This window comes from Pseudomonas sp. GM33 (assembly GCF_000282295.1).
In the GTDB taxonomy this organism is placed as follows: Bacteria; Pseudomonadota; Gammaproteobacteria; order Pseudomonadales; family Pseudomonadaceae; genus Aquipseudomonas; species Aquipseudomonas laurylsulfatiphila.
Map to the genome: position 1 here is coordinate 1 of NZ_AKJO01000038.1, position 17467 is coordinate 17467.

The following is a 17467-nucleotide window of genomic DNA, read 5'->3' on the forward strand; positions in this document are numbered from 1 at the left end:
AAGCGGCGGCTAGCCTTTAGCCACAAGCGGCGAGCAACTGCAGCGGGGATCTCGGGGTATTTTCAGCCGCTCGAAGGGCGCCAGTAGACAAGGATATTGCCGTCCACGCTTTGCCGGTAAATCGTGTAGGGCAAGACGGCGGTGTCCAGTGCGCCGGACAGGGCCAGGTCGAGCAAAATGAGCGGTACGAGGACACCCGTGGGGTCGGGCGGTGCGTTCAGTACGCAGAAGTCATAAGCGAGGCCGCTATAGACCCGGGGAATGGATTGACAATAGGTTTTTTGCCTGCGCAGCCCGTGCGCTGCATCGGCTTCATCCTGGAGGACCGTAGCGGCGGTCCCGCAGCCGATTAGCGACACGGACAAAACACCTGATGAAACTGCCATTTTGATCGACACAGTCTGCCCTCCGAGAACGTCAGGCAAACTAGCATCGGGGTGATTTCGGCCACAGTTCATGGCTTCCCAAGATCGCGTAGGACGGTTCACAAGAACCTGTCTGCTTTCTCGGTTGGCTGTTCCGGCCCCTTCGCGGGCAAGCCCGCTCCCACAGGGATTTCTGAGCGACCGGAACTACTGTGGGAGCGGGCTTGCCCGCGAAAGGACCGAAGGTCCGATTCAGCCAGCGCTAGAGATATCTTTGGGAAGACGCTGATCGATGACCTGATAAAGGGCACTGCCTTCAGGCCAGTTACGCATGAACCGCGCCCGATCCCGCGCATATGCCGGTGCATAACTGCCGAGCGAGCCGTGCTGGCACATCGAGTCGAGGTCGATCAACGCCCAACGATCCTGCTGCCAGAACAGGTTATGGCCCTTGAAATCGCCATGACTGATACGCAAACGAATCAGCTCGGCAAACAGATGATCCAGCGCCGCCAGTTCGGCCTGCGGTGCATCACCGCTTTCAACGTAGGGCGCAAAACGCTCGATGATGTCCGGCCCCGGCAGATACTCGGTGATCAGGTACGCCCGGCTGCGCAGCCACAGGAAACGCTTCTCCAGCAACGCCAGCGGCTTGGGCGTGGCAATCCCGAGGAACGCCAGGCGATTGCCTTCGCGCCATGAATGCCAGGCCCGGCTCGGGCGCCAGAAACGCTTGAGCCAGTGGGAAAAACCCTTGATGTTGTAGCGCTTGATCACCAGCGTGCGGCCATCCACTTCGACCTTGCCGACACTCGCCGCGCCGCCGGTCTTGTACAGATACCCCTGATCGAGCAAGGCATCGGCCTGCTCCAGCACCGGCACCATCGACGCTTCTTCCTCGCGGCGAATCGCCCGCAGTCCGAAGGCCCCGCGCTGGACGCTGAACAGCGTGCACTCGCGGCCGACCTTGATCAGGTAGTCCTTGAGGCGCCAGTTGCGGACCTTGTCGATCTGCTTCTGCAGCGCCTCCATGGGCAAGGCGTGCTCGCCGTTGCTGAGCAGGTAATACACCAGCAACTCTTCAATGAAGGGCTCGATCGACTTCGGCAACTGGGCGAAGAACACCCCGAGGTTTTCCAGGACTTTCTGCCGCGACAGCGGCTGGCCAGGCGTCTCGCTGCAGATACCGGCACCATCGATCAGGTACAGGCGGCCGCCCTGGCGCAGTAGATTGTCCAGATGCAGGTCTTCCTGCCACAGGCCCTTGCGATGCATCTGACCGATCGCACCCAACGCCTCGGCCAGCACCGCCCCTTGCCCATCGGACAGTACGGGCTGCTGCTCAACCTGCTTCCAGGTGTCACCCAGGCTTTCGGCATGCTCAAGGAAATCAAACAGCAGCCAGCCACCCTCGCCGTCTTTCAGGCCGTCGGCCAACAACTGCGGCGTGGTCAGGCCCTGGTCGGAGAGCAGGCGCACGCCGTCCAGTTCACGCTGAAAATGCCGTGCAGCCTTGCTGCCGACCAGCAACTTGGCCAACACCGGCCGGCCACGCCAGACACCGGCACCGACATAACGCTGCCCCGGCAATACCCGCAACAGGCTCAACAGTTGCAAATCGGCGGGACCGGCGGCATCGGCCAGCGAAACGCTCAGCGGCAACGCCGGATGGCGGCCAGCGGATTTCAAGTCGGACAAACGCATCAACGTGGCCCCTTTTGGCTGCGCCGGGCGGTCAAGCGCTGCAGCCAGCTGTCGATCAGCGAGCTGTCCTGCGGCTGATCCAGATAGGCCGCCAGCAATTGCCGCAGCTGCGACTCGCCCCACTCGGGCGCGCGGCGCGTCAGCGGTTCCAGGTCCTTGATTCGGTCACGCTGCCCGTACAGCAGCGGCCGGGTCTTTTCCAGGTCGATCAACTGAGCCTGGTAGCCGTGACCAGTGGCACGCATGAAAATGTGCTTGGGATAGAAACACCCGTGCACCTGGCGTGCAGCGTGCAGTTGCCGGGCCAGTTCGCCACTGGCCTTGAGGATTTCCGAGTGCTGCTCAGGACTCAGTTGAGCCCAGCGCTGCAACAGTGAGTCGAGGTCGTCCCAGCCGTCCAGGGCACGAGTCATCAGGATCGCGCGGACTTCGCCATTGACCTTGCGCTGCCCGTAGAACACCGCTTCCAGTGCTGGAATGCCCATCTTCCGGTAACGGGAGATGTTGCGAAACTCGCGGGCGAAACTCGGCTCGCCGAACGGCGCGCGCAAGGTGCGGGTCAGGTAGTTGCTTTGCCGCTTGAGGTAGTAGCCATGACCTTCCAGATCCAGTCGAAACACGCTGCTCCAGCCGCCGCGACCGGTGTTGGGTTCGTCCACCGCATCGAGCTGTTTGGCCCAGAGCGCCTCGAACGTGCCGAGACCATGGCGCTCAAGCAGCGCACGGTCTTCAGCGGCCAGAAAATCAGTCATTCGCGTCCCTCGAAAAATCTCACCACGTGCCGGATACGTTTCTTGTCCGCGGCGTTGAGCCGGGTCCGGTTGCGGTATTGCAGGTAAAAGCGCAGGCGCTGGGTAGCCGACAGTTGATACTTGGCGACCTTGTCCAGGCATGCCAGATCCTTGGTGATGCGGTACTTGAGCCAGAAGCCGCGCCAGAAATCGCCGTTGGGGCAATCGATCAGAAACAGTCGAGCCTCATCGTCGATCAGCAGATTGCGCCACTTCAGATCATTATGGGTGAAACGGTGGTCGTGCATGGTCCGGGTGTACTGGGCCAACTGACGACTGACGGCATCGACCCAGGCGCGATCCGACAGTTTCGGATCGCGGCGCTCGGCCAGTGCCGACAAGTCTTCGGTACGCGGTAGTTCCCGGGTAATCATCGCGCCGCGAGCGTAGGCCGCACCGCGACGTTCCAGCCCCCAGGCCACCACTTCGGCCGTGGGAATGCCCCACTTGGCGAAGCGCTTGAGGTTCTGCCACTCCATCTTCACCCGAGGCTTGCCGAGGTAACGCCGCAAGCCTTTGCCGGCACCCACGTAGCGCTTGACGTAATAGTTGACGCCATTGCGCTGAACGCGAATGACCTCGGAGAGCAGGTCCTTGGTCAATTGTTCGCCCTGAAGCGCAAACACCGCCTCAAGGCTGCCAAAGTCATCGGCCAGATCGCTGTAGGCCGGCTCCAGTTTCCAACCCGACATCAGAGCGCATCCCCGTATCGCTGTTTACGCTCGTAGAGCTTGTTGGCCTTGCCATCGAGCCAGCTCAGCAGCCCGGCTTCTTCGCTCAGGATCTGCCGCAGCGGCTGCTGGAAATAGCCCTTGAGAAAACGCAGTTTGTCGCGGCGGGTCAGGCCGATGTCCAGGGCGGAAAAGTACAGGGCGGCCAGATCCTTGTTGCGCCAGCGCGAAGTGATCGCCGGACGGGTCTGGGCGCGGTGCAGGTCGATCACTGAAAGCTTGAAGTCGTCAGCGGTCACCGGTTTGTCGGTGTGCAGCAGGAAATGACAGATGTAGCAGTCGCGGTGGTTGACCCCGGCGCGGTGCATCATGCCGGTCATACGTGCGACTTCGGCGATCAGCGCGCGCTTGAGTTTTGGCTCGGGTGGCTGCTTGACCCAGTTGATGCTGAAGTCTTCGAGGCTGACGGTGGGCGCCAACTCTTCGGTAACGATGAACGAGTGCTGGTCGGCCGGGTTACTGCCCTTCTCGCCATACGCTACGGCGGTCATGGTCGGCACGCCGGCTTCCTGCAGGCGCTGAATCGCCTTCCATTCCTGACCGGCACCCAGTACCGGGAGCTTGGCAGTGAGCAGGTTCTTGAAGATTTCGCCCCAGCCGATGCCACGGTGGATTTTCACGAAAAATCCGTTGCCGTCGACTTCCGTGCGCAATGTCCGGCGCGCTTCCAGCTCGCGGTACACCTCGCCCTTGAGCCCCTCGACTTCGGCGAACGGGTCGCGTCCGGCCCAGAGGCTCTTGAACGGTTCAGCCAGCATCAACTTCATTTAGCGTGCTCCGCCAGAATCACATCGGCCGCGTGTTGCGGCATGCTGTAGAGGTCGGCCGTTTCGGCGAAGGCCAGACCATTGCGGCTCCAGGCCGCCCTTGCTTGAGCGTCGTTCAACATGCCGGTCAGGTATTGCGTCAGCTGAGCCTGATCGAAGGGTTCGTCCAGCACCAGGCCAGCATCGGCCTCGGCGATGTAATGGGCGTAACCGCACACCGCGCTCACCAACACCGGCAAGCCGGCCACCAGGGCTTCGAGCAGCACGGTGCCGGTATTTTCGTTGTACGCCGGGTGAATCAACAGATCGGCACCCAACAGGAAACGCGGGATATCGCTGCGCCCCTTGAGGAACGTGACGTTGTCGCCCAACCCCAATGTCGCGCTCTGCATCTGGAATAACTTGGGGTCATCCTGGCCAATTACAAACAGCCGGGTGCGCTTCCTCAGCTCGGCAGGCAATGCCGCCAGTGCCTTGAGGCTGCGGTCCACACCCTTGGTCTTGAACCCGGAGCCGATCTGCACCAGCAGCAGTTCGCCGTCCTTGAGGTCGAATTCGGCACGGAACCCGGCGCGAATGTCATCGGCATCGGCCGGTCGGCGACGGTCCTGGGCGATACCCGGTGGCAGCAGATGGAAACGCTCCAGCGGTGTGTCGTAATGCTTGATGAACAGTGGCTGCTGGACCTCGGAAATCATCAGCACTTCGGTCTTCGCCTCTTTGGCGAACACCGCGCGCTCGTATTCGGCGAAGTGGCGATAGCGGCCCCAACGGCGGTACAGCGAGTTGCGCAGGTTCTGCGCCTTGTCTTCGAAGCAGCCGTCGGCGGCGTAGTAGACGTCCAGGCCCGGCATTTTGTTGAAGCCGATCAAGCGGTCGACCGGGCGCTTGGCCAGGTCGGCTTCCATCCATTCGCTGAGTTTTTCGTTGCGTCGATGGTTGAAGAACGCCTTGACCGGCGCCACCAGCACTTCGAAACCCGGCGGTACGTCGCCCTCCCAGATCAGCGTGTAAACGCGAATCTGATGGCCGCGCTTCTGGCACTCCAGGGCAATGCGCATGAAATCGCGCTGCAAGCCGCCAAACGGAAAATATTTGTACAGGACAAATGCCAATTGCATCAGCGCAGCTCCTCAGCCATTAACAACGTGCTCAGTCGGCTGGCGACACGCTCGGGGTTCAGACGCGTGAAGCACAGGGGCCACTCGCGTTTCAGGTCAAACTGACGGGCATCTTCGGCCGTCGGTTGATAGGTGCATTTCTTTTGCAGGCACGGCGCACACGGGAAGTCGCTGGCCAGGTGAATCTGCACTTTGCCGTAGGCGCCGGTCAGGCCCGGATTGGTCGGGCCGAACAGCGACAGCGTCGGCACATCCAGCGCAGCGGCCAGGTGGCCCAGGCCGGTATCCACCGCCACGCAGGCTTGCGCGCCGGCCAGCACCTTGCCGACACCGGCCAGGTTCAATTTGGGCAACACTTCGGCGTGCTTGAAACCGGCGGCGATGCGCTCGGCGCGGGCTTTCTCCTGCGCATTGCCCCAAGGCAACTTGACCCCGACGCCCAGATAGCCGACCCGTTCGGTCAGCTCGCGCCAGTAAGCTTCAGGCCAGTGCTTGGTGTCCCAGGTCGTGCCATGCAGAAACACCACGTACGGATTCTTGCGCGGCAACTCCACCAGGCGCTCGACATTCAGACCGTAGTCGCCCATGCCTTTTGGCAGGTCATAGCCCAACGCGATGGCGAACAATTGACGCACTCGCTCCACCGCGTGCTGCCCACGGGCAACGGCCAGACGCCGATTGTAAAAACGCGCAGCGATGGGCTCGCGCGCCGAGCTTTTATCGAGGCCGGCCACCGGTGCCTTGACGTAACGGGTCAGCCAGGCGCTTTTCAGCAAGCCCTGGGCGTCGATCACCAAGTCGTATTTCGTGGCGCGAACGCTTTGCTTGAAGCGTTTCCACTCACCGCTCTTGATGGTCTGCCAGATGTTTTTGCGCCAGCGACGGATCGCCACCGGAATCACCTTGCCCACCGCCGGATGCCAGGTCGGGATTTCGGCAAAGCCTTCTTCCACCACCCAGTCGAATTTGATGCCGGGAATCGCCCGCGCCGCGTCGGTCAACGCCGGCAACGCATGAATGACGTCGCCCAGCGAAGAAGTCTTGATCAACAGAACCCGCAAGCTATTTGACCTCGACCACAGTGCCTTGCAACCGCTGCAAGGCTTCGTTCACGGCTTGCGGCATGAGCTGGCGCAGGCAGTTGTAATGGCCGAAACGGCAGGTGCGATCGAAGCACGGGCTGCACTCGATGCCCAGGCGTACGATTTCCACGTGCTCGGCCAACGGTGGTGTGAAACCCGGCGACGTCGAGCCGTAGACCGCGACCAGCGGGCGGTTCAGCGCGGCGGCGACGTGCATCAGGCCGGAGTCGTTGGACACCACCGAATCGGCGCAGGACAGCAGGTCGATGGCTTCGGCCAGCGAGGTGCCGCCGCTGAGGTTGACCGATTCTTCACGCAGGCCGGGAATCAGCCGCGCGCGGATGTCTTCGCCGACGGCGTGGTCGTTTTTCGAACCGAACAGCCAGACTTGCCAGCCTTCACGGATCTTCGTTTCGGCGACCTTGGCGTAATGCTCGGATGGCCAACGCTTGGACTCGCCAAACTCGGCGCCGGGGCACAGGGCCAACACCGGACGGTCGAGGGCCAGGCCGAACCTGGCCAGCGCCGCCTCGCGGGTGACCGGGTCGATCTGCAGCGTCGGACGCGGATAGGGTTTCGGCAGCTCGACGCCCGGCTCGTAGGCCAGGGCCATGAAGCGCTCGATCATCAGCGGATAACGATCCTTATCCAGCGTGCGCACGTCATTGAGCAGGCCATAGCGGAATTCGCCACGCCAGCCGGTGCGTTTCGGGATGCCGGCAAAGAACGGCACCAGCGCCGACTTCAGGGAATTGGGCAGCAGGATCGCCTGGTCGTACTGGCCGGCCAGGGATTTGCCGATGCGCCGGCGCGTCGCCAACTCCAGCACGCCATGACCGAGCGGAAAGCTCAAGGCCTGGCGAACTTCGGGCATGCGCTCAAGAATCGGCCGGCTCCACTCGGGGGCCAGCACGTCGATTTCGCACTGCGGGTGGCGTTGCTTGAGACACTGGAAAAGTGTCTGCGCCATCACCATGTCACCGACCCAACTGGGCCCAACGATCAGAATTTTCATGTGGTTTCCATAAACGAACCGGGGAGGCCTACGCCTCCCCGCCTCGAGAATCTCTGCGGGAGCATGGCGGCTTGCGATGGGTCATCACCTTCAACATTGCTGTCGACTGTCACTCCGCTATCGCGAGCAGGCTCGCTCCCACATTGGGTATTTGACACTGCAGATCTACTGTGGGAGCGGGCTTGCTCGCGAAGGGGCCATCACATCCAATATCTCTATCGACTGACACTCCGCCTTCGCGAACAAGCCCGCTCCCACCTTTGAATCCTGTCGCTGCAACTGACGCGTTTCAGCGTAACCCCAGCTCACGCCAGATCCGCATGACCTGCTGCCGTTCGTCCGCGAACTGGTCGGCCGGTATCACCCCCGGGTTCTTCTGCAGAGCCTGTCGGTGGGCGGCGGAACGGTACGCTTTATACGCTTCACGCAACAGGCTGGCATCTTCGACGGGCATCAGCCCTTCGTGCTCCAGCTCTTCCAGAATGCGGATGTTATCGGTCCAGCGCAGCAATGGCGGGTGTGTTTCGGACCACGCCAGGGCCGCGTATTGCACCATAAATTCAATATCGACGATACCTCCGGCATCCTGCTTGATATCGAACGGCGCCGTGGCTTCGAAGGCATTTGCCCCGGTGCCGGCCGCCGTGCTCTTGCTGCCGAGGTTATCGCGCATCTTGGCGCGCATCTCGCTGACCTCCTGGCGCAGGGTCGGCAAATCACGCGCCTTGCCCAATATCGCAGCACGGACTTTCTCGAAGGCCTGGCCGACATCCTGACTGCCCACCAGCACGCGCGCCCGCACCAGCGCCTGATGCTCCCAGGTCCAGGCTTCGTTCTCCTGATAACGGGCAAACGCCCCCAAAGAACTCACCAGCAACCCCGACGCACCGGACGGCCGCAGGCGCATGTCCACTTCATACAACTGCCCGGAGTTGGTCTGCGCCGTCAGCAGGTGAATGATCCGCTGCCCCAGGCGGGTGAAAAATTGCGCGCCGTCGATGGGTTTGGGCCCATCGGTTTCAGCTTGCGGATCACCGTCGTGGATGAACACCAGGTCCAGGTCCGAACCATGCCCGAGTTCCAGGCCACCGACTTTCCCATAACCGACAATGATGAAGCCGGGATCGCACAAGGTGCCATCGGTGCGCAGGGGCGTGCCGTACTTGGCCACGGTCTGGCGCCACGCCAGTGCGAGCACCTGTTCCAGAATCGCTTCGGCGAGCCAGGTCAGGTAGTCGCTGACTTTCATCAGCGGCAGGCTGCCGGCAATTTCCGAGGCGGCCACCCGCAAGCGGTGCGCCAGCTTGAAGTGACGCAGCGCTTCCATTTGCTGTTCGAGGTCGTCCTCGGGAATCCGCGTCAGGCGCTCGCGCAACTCGGCTGCCAGTTCTGGCGCCAGTGGCGGCTTGAACAGTCGGCCTTCGTTGAGCAATTCGTCGAGCAGCAGCGGGAAACGGGTGATTTGCTCGGCGATCCAGGGGCTCGCGGCGCACAACGTCAGCAAACGCCGCAAGGCGCCAGGGTTCTCGGTCAGCAGCACCAGGTACGCGGAGCGACGGGCCACGGCTTCAACCAGCGGCAACACGCGTTCCAGCACCAGATCCGGATTGGCATGTTCCACGGCCTGCGCCAGCAAACGCGGAATAAACGCATCGAGGCGTTCGCGTCCCAGACGCTGCATCGCCCGCAATTGCGGACTGCTGCGCAGACCGGCCAAGGCTTTCAAGGCCTTGGGGGCATCCTTGAAACCACCCTCCTCCAGCTGGCGGCAAGCGGCCTCATCGTCCTGAGCCTCTTCCCACAGCGGCAACCACTCGCCGCCAACCACCACTTCGCTTTCGGCGCCCTGCTCTTCGTCGGGATCGGCGATCACCTGCCCGAAGTGCCAGGCTACCCGGCCACGCCAGTACATCAGTTGTTCGTGGAATGCCGTCCAGTTGGCGAAACCCAGCATAAAGGCAATGCGCGCCTGATCCTGCTCGCCATCGGGCAACATTTGCGTCTGACGGTCAGCGATCGCCTGAATCGCGTGTTCGGTGTAACGCAGGAATTCGTAGCCTTCGCGCAGCTCACTGATCACGGCCGGCGGCAGATAACCCTGACCTTCCAGGGTGCTCAGCACCTTTAATAGCGGGCGCTGCTGCAAGCTCAGGTCGCGACCGCCGTGGATCAGCTGGAACGCCTGGGCAATGAACTCGACTTCACGAATGCCGCCAGAGCCGAGCTTGATGTTGTCGGCCATGCCCTTGCGCCGCACTTCCTGCTGGATCAACTGCTTCATGGTGCGCAGCGCTTCGATGGCCGAGAAGTCCAGGTAACGCCGGTAAACGAACGGCCGCAGCATCTCTTGCAGTTGCGCGCCAGCCACCTGGTCGCCGGCCACCACCCGCGACTTGATCATCGCGTAGCGTTCCCAGTCGCGACCCTGGTCCTGGTAGTACTGCTCCAGCGCATTGAAGCTCAGCACCAGCGCGCCCGCCGAACCGTAGGGGCGCAAGCGCATGTCGACGCGGAATACAAAGCCGTCGACGGTCATCGGGTCCAGGGCCTTGATCAGCCGCTGGCCCAAACGAATGAAGAACTCCTGGTTATCCAGCGCGCGTTTCACGCCGACGGTTTCGCCGCCCTCGGGATAGGCGAAAATCAGGTCGATGTCCGACGACAGGTTCAACTCCACGGCACCGAGCTTGCCCATGCCGAGGATGACCATCTGCTGCGGCTCGCCGCTGCGCCGCCCGGTTGGCACGCCGAATTGCTGGCAATGCCGCACGTACAACCATTGATAGGCCTGATCGATGCTGGCATCGGCCATGTCCGAGAGGTCGCGGCAGGTTTGGATCAAATCGGCCTGGCGGGTCAGGTCGCGCCAGATGATCCGCACCTGATGGCGCGCGCGCTGGCGGCGCAGGGCACGGCCAAGCAGATCGTCGGTCTCGGCCGTGCTCACGGCGGCCGCGATCTGCGCGCACAATTCACCCGGCGCGTAGCTGCGGTCCAGCTCACCGGACTGCACCAGCTGCAGCAACATCAAAGGGTCACGAACAGACTGTTCAATCACGAAATCGCTGGCGGCGGTGACGCGGGCAAATTGCGCCCAGCGCTCCGGCGACCAGGCAGACAGCCCGTGATCCTCGTCCAGAGTGGCGACGGCAGCCCGGAACGACTGCTCGGCGCGGGTGACAAACGGCTGGAGAATGGCGGGCAGTTCGGCAAGCGAAGGGAGGCTCATGGTCTATCCTTGATCGGCGTACAACGGACTGCATGTAGTGGTTTGCGAAAACCCACTACCTGAATGAGTGTCGAACAAAAGTTAGAAATAGCTGAAATTTCTTTTATTTTGGCAGCCAGCATCAAGCTTTTACCTTTTGTAGTTGGAAAAAGACCAACCTTAACGATTATTCTCACAACGCAGCCGGGGGCCACAAGCCGCTCATCTGTAGTTTTACTACTCGTATATACATTAGACGGGCTGAAATGCCGGAAGATTTGTAGTAAAACTACACGCCGCCGGAACAACCTGTCGGCAATCCAAGAATTCATAACGTCTGCCCACAAGGCCAGTCGCTAACTCAGGCAACCGATTCTGGTAGCCTTTCCGCCCTGGAGCAAGCCATGCAAGACCTCGATCCCGTCGAAACCCAGGAATGGCTGGACGCCCTGGAATCGGTTCTCGACAAAGAAGGCGAAGACCGTGCTCACTATCTGATGACCCGTATGGGTGAACTGGCGACCCGCAGCGGTTCGCAGTTGCCTTACGCCATCACCACGCCTTACCGCAACACGATCCCCGTTACCCACGAAGCACGCATGCCTGGCGACCTGTTCATGGAACGCCGCATTCGCTCGCTGGTACGCTGGAACGCGATGGCCATGGTGATGCGTACGAACCTGAAAGATTCTGACCTCGGCGGTCACATCTCCAGCTTCGCTTCCAGTGCGACCCTGTATGACATCGGCTTCAACTACTTCTTCCAGGCCCCGACCGACGAACACGGCGGCGACCTGATCTACTTCCAGGGCCACACCTCGCCAGGCGTTTACGCCCGCGCATTCATGGAAGGCCGCATCACCGAAGACCAGATGAACAACTTCCGCCAGGAAGTCGACGGTCAGGGCCTGTCGTCCTACCCGCACCCTTGGCTGATGCCTGACTTCTGGCAGTTCCCGACCGTATCCATGGGTCTGGGCCCGATCCAGGCGATCTACCAGGCACGCTTCATGAAGTACCTGGAACACCGCGGTTTCATCCAGCCAGGCAAACAGAAAGTCTGGTGCTTCCTGGGCGACGGCGAGTGCGACGAGCCGGAATCCCTGGGCGCGATCTCCCTGGCCGGCCGCGAGAAGCTGGACAACCTGATCTTCGTCATCAACTGCAACCTGCAGCGCCTCGACGGCCCGGTTCGCGGCAACGGCAAGATCATCCAGGAACTCGAAGGCGTGTTCCGCGGTGCTCAGTGGAACGTGACCAAAGTCATCTGGGGCCGTTTCTGGGACCCACTGCTGGCCAAGGACGTCGACGGCATCCTGCAACGCCGCATGGACGAAGTCATCGACGGCGAGTACCAGAACTACAAAGCCAAAGACGGCGCGTTCGTGCGTGAACACTTCTTCAACACGCCGGAACTCAAGGCGATGGTTGCTGATCTGTCCGACGACGAGATCTGGAAACTCAACCGTGGCGGCCACGACCCGTACAAGGTCTACGCGGCGTACCACGAAGCGGTCAACCACAAGGAACAACCGACCGTCATCCTGGCCAAGACCATCAAGGGTTATGGCACCGGTGCCGGCGAAGCGAAGAACACTGCGCACAACACCAAGAAAGTCGACGTCGAAAGCCTCAAGTTGTTCCGCGATCGCTTCGACATCCCGGTCAAGGACGACGAGCTGGAAAACCTGCCGTTCTTCAAACCGGAGGAAGGCAGCGCCGAAGCCCGTTACCTGAGCGAGCGCCGTAGCGCACTGGGCGGTTTCGTGCCACAGCGTCGCGCTCACAGTTTCAACATCCCGACTCCGCCATTGGACACCCTCAAGGCGATCCTGGACGGCTCGGGCGACCGTGAAATCTCCACCACCATGGCCTTCGTGCGGATCCTCGCGCAACTGGTCAAGGACAAGGAAATCGGTCCGCGCATCGTGCCGATCATCCCGGACGAAGCCCGTACCTTCGGTATGGAAGGCATGTTCCGTCAGTTGGGCATCTACTCCTCCGTCGGCCAGCTCTACGAGCCAGTCGATAAAGACCAGGTGATGTTCTACAAGGAAGACCAGAAGGGCCAGATCCTCGAAGAAGGCATCAACGAAGCGGGCGCCATGAGCTCCTTCATCGCTGCCGGTACTTCGTACTCCAGCCACAACCAGCCGATGCTGCCGTTCTACATCTTCTACTCGATGTTCGGCTTCCAGCGTATCGGTGACCTGGCCTGGGCCGCTGGCGACAGCCGCACCCGTGGCTTCCTGATCGGCGGCACCGCCGGCCGTACCACCCTGAACGGTGAAGGCCTGCAACACGAAGACGGTCACAGCCACCTGCTGGCTGCCACCATCCCGAACTGCCGCACCTACGATCCAACCTACGGCTACGAGCTGGCGGTGATCATTCAGGACGGCATGAAGAAGATGACCGAAGAGCAACAGGACGTCTTCTACTACATCACCGTGATGAACGAGTCGTACCAGCAGCCAGCCATGCCGGCCGGTGCCGAAGAAGGCATCAAGAAAGGCATGTACCTGCTCGAGGAAGACAACCGCGAAGCGGCGCACCACGTTCAGCTGATGGGCTCCGGCACCATCCTGCGTGAAGTCCGTGAAGCCGCGAAGATCCTGCGTGAAGAGTTCAACGTCGGCGCCGACGTGTGGAGCGTTACCAGCTTCAACGAACTGCGTCGCGACGGCCTGGCCGTTGAGCGCAGCAACCGTCTGCACCCTGGCCAGAAGCCTAAGCTGAGCTATGTCGAAGAGTGCCTGAACGGCCGTAAGGGTCCGGTCATTGCCTCTACCGACTACATGAAACTGTTCGCCGAGCAGATCCGTCAGTGGGTACCGTCCAAGGAATTCAAAGTCCTGGGCACCGACGGTTTCGGCCGCAGCGACAGCCGCAAGAAACTGCGTCATTTCTTCGAAGTCGACCGTCAATTCGTGGTGTTGGCAGCCCTGGAAGCACTGGCTGACCGTGGTGACATCGAACCTAAGGTTGTGGCCGAGGCCATCGCCAAGTTCGGTATCAACCCGGAAAAACGCAACCCACTGGACTGCTGAGGAGAGATTCTGTGAGCGAACTCATTCGCGTACCTGACATCGGCAGCGGTGAAGGTGAAGTAATTGAACTGTTTGTGAAGGTCGGCGACCGTATCGAAGCCGACCAGAGCATCCTGACACTTGAGTCGGACAAGGCGAGCATGGAAGTGCCTGCGCCGAAGGCCGGCATCATCAAGAGCCTGAAAGTGAAGCTGGGCGATCGCCTGAAAGAAGGCGACGAACTGCTGGAGCTGGAAGTCGAAGGTGCCGCTGCGCCAGCCCCTGCGGCTGCCGCTGCGCCGGCGGCCAAGGCTGAAGCCAAACCGGCTGCTGCCCCTGCTGCTGCGCCGGCTGCCGCCAGCGTTCAGCAAGTGCACGTGCCGGACATCGGTTCGTCGGGCAAGGCCCAGATCATCGAGATCCAGGTCAAGGTCGGCGACACCGTCGCGGCTGATCAGTCGTTGATCACCCTGGAATCCGACAAGGCCAGCATGGAAATCCCGTCGCCTGCCGCTGGCGTGGTCAAGGCCATCAGCGTCAAGCTCAACGACGAAGTCGGCACCGGCGACCTGATCCTGGATCTGGAAGTGGCAGGTGCTGCGGCACCGGCTGCCGCCCCGGCCCAGGCTGCCGCTCCAGCTGCTGCCGCTGCACCTGCACCTGCAGCAGCTCCGGCTGCACCGGTTGCCGACAGCGTCCAGGACATCCACGTTCCGGACATCGGTTCGGCGGGCAAGGCCAAGATCATCGAAGTCCTGGTCAAGGCCGGCGACACCGTTGAGGCCGACCAGTCGCTGATCACCCTGGAATCCGACAAGGCCAGCATGGAAATTCCATCGCCAGCCGCTGGCGTGGTGGAAAGCGTTTCCATCAAGCTCGATGACGAAGTCGGTACTGGCGACCTGATCCTCAAGTTGAAAGTCAAAGGCGCTGCACCGGCTGCTGCACCGGCACCTGCCGCTGCTGCTCCGAGCGCTCCTGCTTCGACTCCAGCCGCTGCTGCACCGGCCGCCGCACCTGCTGCCCCGGTTGCCGCTCCAGCCAAGCCTGGCGCGAAAGTTCACGCCGGCCCTGCCGTGCGTCAACTGGCCCGCGAGTTCGGCGTCGAGCTGAGCGCCGTCGGCGCCAGCGGTCCGCACGGTCGCATCCTGAAAGAAGACGTGCAGGTTTACGTCAAGGCCATGATGCAGAAGGCCAAGGAAGCACCGGCCGCTGCTGCCGGCGCAACCGGTGGCGCGGGCATCCCGCCGATTCCGGTCGTGGACTTCAGCCGCTTCGGTGAAATCGAAGAAGTGCCGATGACCCGCCTGATGCAGGTCGGTGCTGCCAACCTGCACCGCAGCTGGCTGAACGTGCCGCACGTGACGCAATTCGATTCGGCGGATATCACCGAACTCGAAGCATTCCGTGTTGCCCAGAAAGCCGTTGCAGAGAAGGCCGGCGTCAAGCTGACCGTCCTGCCGTTGCTGCTCAAGTCCTGCGCACACCTGCTCAAGGAACTGCCGGACTTCAACAGCTCGCTGGCGCCAAGCGGCAAAGCGATCATCCGCAAGAAATACGTGAACATCGGCTTCGCCGTCGACACCCCGGATGGCCTGCTGGTACCGGTCATCAAGAACGTCGACCAGAAGAGCCTGCTGCAGCTGGCTGCCGAAGCCGCTTCCCTGGCTGAAAAAGCCCGGACCAAGAAGCTTTCGTCGGACGAGATGCAAGGCGCCTGCTTCACCATTTCCAGCCTCGGTCACATTGGCGGCACCGGCTTCACGCCGATCGTCAACGCGCCGGAAGTGGCGATCCTCGGTGTTTCCAAGGCCACCATCCAGCCAGTCTGGGACGGCAAAGCCTTCCAGCCGAAACTGATGCTGCCACTGTCGTTGTCCTACGATCACCGTGTGATCAACGGCGCCGCTGCTGCACGCTTCACCAAGCGTCTGAGCGACCTGCTGGGCGACATCCGCACCATGCTCCTGTAATACCGACCGGCCCTCCTTCACCGGAGGGCCGGTCGCGTTCCACGTTTCCGAGCGCCACGCTCGTACCTCAACCCCGCCAATTTGGCGGGGCTTTTTTTTGCCTGAAGTTCTTGTTTGAACACCTTCCTACATTTGTGGCTGATATCGCCCACAACTTGAATCCATTTCTGCCAAGTATTTATTCAGGCCAAATAATTAGTCTCTGATGAACACCCAATTACATCCGAAACAACCAACTTCCTGATTAACTGGCAGCGAATGGACTCAAGTATGCTAAAACCCACTGTCGGCCCGATTATTGGCCACACAACAACTGATCACGCGCGTATTTTTGTGCGCGGCGAAGCGCAAAACAATGCCCCCGTATTTGCCGGCATTCGTTATCGGAAGTCCGGGCATGAACAATGGCTTGACAGTGTCTTTGCAAGGCTGACAAACCTGCAGGACATGTCCGATGTCATCGTTCTCAAAAACCTGTCAGCCGATACCGAGTACGAATACCAGGCCGGCTGGTTCAGCACCCAGAGTACCGAACACACCGCGGATTCGCTGCAGGAACTGCCGCTGCAATGGCCGCAAGAGCTCTATCGCTTGCGCACCCGGTCCAGTGCCGCCAGAACGCCACGGGCCTATTTCGTCGGCTCATGCCGTTACCTGCGCATGACCGCAGGCATCCCGTCGGCACCGCAACTGGGTGACCGGATATTTGCCTCGATGGCTCAATTGGCAAAGCAAGCCGACCCGCCGGTCAGCGCAACGCTGATGACTGGCGACCAGATCTATGTCGACGACTTGAACTTCTTTGCGCCTGACCGCGAATATCAGCAAATACTTGCAAAATACCGTGCCGCTTTTTCCCAGCCACATATTTCCAGGTTAATGGCCAATGTATCGACTTACATGATCCTCGACGATCATGAAATTGAAGATAACTGGCCGGACAAGAAACGACCGGCCGATGAAGCGCTATACAAAAACGCCATCACTGCATATGAGTTATATCAAGCCAGCCACAGCCCGGTATTTGAACTACTTGACGATGGCCGGATCGGCCGGATTCCGAATCACTACTGGTATCAGTTCGCCGATGGCGATATCGAATGGTTCGTCACCGACAGTCGCACCCGACGCAACTTGTCCGCCGATGATCGACGCATGCTTGATGTCGAACAGGAACATGCCTTGTGCCAATGGCTGATCAACAGCCCCGCCCGGGTCAAGCTGGTGGTTACCAGCGTCATGTTCTTTCCCGACGCCAAACAGGATGGGGATGACGCCTGGGCCGGTTTTCCCGGGCAACGGCTGCGGTTGCTGGAGACCATTCGTTCGCACCGGTTGAAGAATGTCATTTTCGTGTCCGGTGACGTCCACGCCTCCTTGACCAGTCGACTGACCCACAGCGAAGACCCGGACTTCGAAGTGCACACCATCGTGTCGTCACCCTTGTGCAACACCAAACTGCTGCCCTATGCCAGTCAATCCAGTTTTATCCTCGACCGGCCGCTGGCACAGAACGCTGCTGGCGCATATCGGCAGGAATTGACCGGCAAAGTCATCAGTCAGGATAACTTCGCGCACCTGGTCATCGATGCACAACGCATTCAGGTGAATTACCACGATCGGGACGGCAAGTGGCTGCAATCGACAGGCATTAATTTGCGTTGATGGCAAAAAATCACAG

12 protein-coding genes are annotated in these 17467 nt (G+C 61.0%); 3 read left to right on the forward strand and 9 right to left on the reverse strand.

The annotated features are described in order from the left end of the window. Positions 1-62: 62 nt before the first annotated feature. The 9 genes from PMI26_RS22970 to glnE all read right to left on the reverse strand — a co-directional run bounded on the left by PMI26_RS22970 (position 63) and on the right by glnE (position 10805). Positions 63-398: a YceK/YidQ family lipoprotein gene (locus tag PMI26_RS22970; RefSeq protein ID WP_007971799.1), complete on the reverse strand. Its 336-nt coding sequence runs from the start codon at positions 396-398 to the stop codon at positions 63-65. 219 nt (positions 399-617) lie between these two features. Further along, entirely contained in the window at positions 618-2069 is a 1452-nt protein-coding gene (locus tag PMI26_RS22965) for a lipopolysaccharide kinase InaA family protein (RefSeq protein ID WP_007971802.1), read from the reverse strand. Then, entirely contained in the window at positions 2069-2821 is a 753-nt protein-coding gene (locus tag PMI26_RS22960) for a lipopolysaccharide kinase InaA family protein (RefSeq protein ID WP_007971804.1), read from the reverse strand. Before PMI26_RS22960 ends, PMI26_RS22965 begins: the two co-directional genes overlap by 1 nt. Then, positions 2818-3552, reverse strand: coding sequence for a lipopolysaccharide kinase InaA family protein (locus PMI26_RS22955; RefSeq protein WP_007971805.1), 735 nt, complete (start codon positions 3550-3552; stop codon positions 2818-2820). The genes PMI26_RS22960 and PMI26_RS22955 overlap by 4 nt, the downstream gene beginning before the upstream one ends. Continuing rightward, on the reverse strand, positions 3552-4358 hold the full coding sequence (gene rfaP, locus PMI26_RS22950; protein ID WP_007971806.1) for a lipopolysaccharide core heptose(I) kinase RfaP: 807 nt from the start codon (positions 4356-4358) through the stop codon (positions 3552-3554). Before rfaP ends, PMI26_RS22955 begins: the two co-directional genes overlap by 1 nt. Then, a complete protein-coding gene (locus tag PMI26_RS22945; RefSeq protein ID WP_007971807.1) occupies positions 4355-5479 on the reverse strand; it encodes a glycosyltransferase family 4 protein in 1125 nt (374 codons plus the stop codon). Before PMI26_RS22945 ends, rfaP begins: the two co-directional genes overlap by 4 nt. After that, the gene (gene waaC, locus PMI26_RS22940) at positions 5479-6540 is read right to left on the reverse strand and encodes a lipopolysaccharide heptosyltransferase I (protein WP_007971808.1); all 1062 of its coding nucleotides are present in this window, start codon (positions 6538-6540) and stop codon (positions 5479-5481) included. The genes PMI26_RS22945 and waaC overlap by 1 nt, the downstream gene beginning before the upstream one ends. Position 6541: 1 nt before the next feature. Next, positions 6542-7576 (reverse strand): lipopolysaccharide heptosyltransferase II, encoded by a 1035-nt coding sequence (waaF, locus tag PMI26_RS22935; RefSeq protein WP_007971809.1) that lies wholly within the window; start codon positions 7574-7576, stop codon positions 6542-6544. A gap of 289 nt (positions 7577-7865) precedes the next feature. Then, the gene (gene glnE / locus PMI26_RS22930) at positions 7866-10805 is read right to left on the reverse strand and encodes a bifunctional [glutamate--ammonia ligase]-adenylyl-L-tyrosine phosphorylase/[glutamate--ammonia-ligase] adenylyltransferase (protein WP_007971811.1); all 2940 of its coding nucleotides are present in this window, start codon (positions 10803-10805) and stop codon (positions 7866-7868) included. Positions 10806-11188: 383 nt separating this feature from the next. Between glnE and aceE the strand changes: the two genes are divergently transcribed. The 3 genes from aceE (at position 11189) to PMI26_RS22915 (ending at position 17451) form a co-directional block, all read left to right on the forward strand. Further along, positions 11189-13834, forward strand: coding sequence for a pyruvate dehydrogenase (acetyl-transferring), homodimeric type (gene aceE / locus PMI26_RS22925; protein WP_007971814.1), 2646 nt, complete (start codon positions 11189-11191; stop codon positions 13832-13834). 11 nt (positions 13835-13845) lie between these two features. Then, positions 13846-15786, forward strand: coding sequence for a dihydrolipoyllysine-residue acetyltransferase (aceF, locus tag PMI26_RS22920; protein WP_007971816.1), 1941 nt, complete (start codon positions 13846-13848; stop codon positions 15784-15786). A 270-nt stretch (positions 15787-16056) separates the two neighbouring features. Next, positions 16057-17451, forward strand: a complete 1395-nt coding sequence (locus tag PMI26_RS22915; RefSeq protein ID WP_007971818.1) for an alkaline phosphatase D family protein — start codon at positions 16057-16059, stop codon at positions 17449-17451. Positions 17452-17467 lie beyond the last annotated feature (16 nt).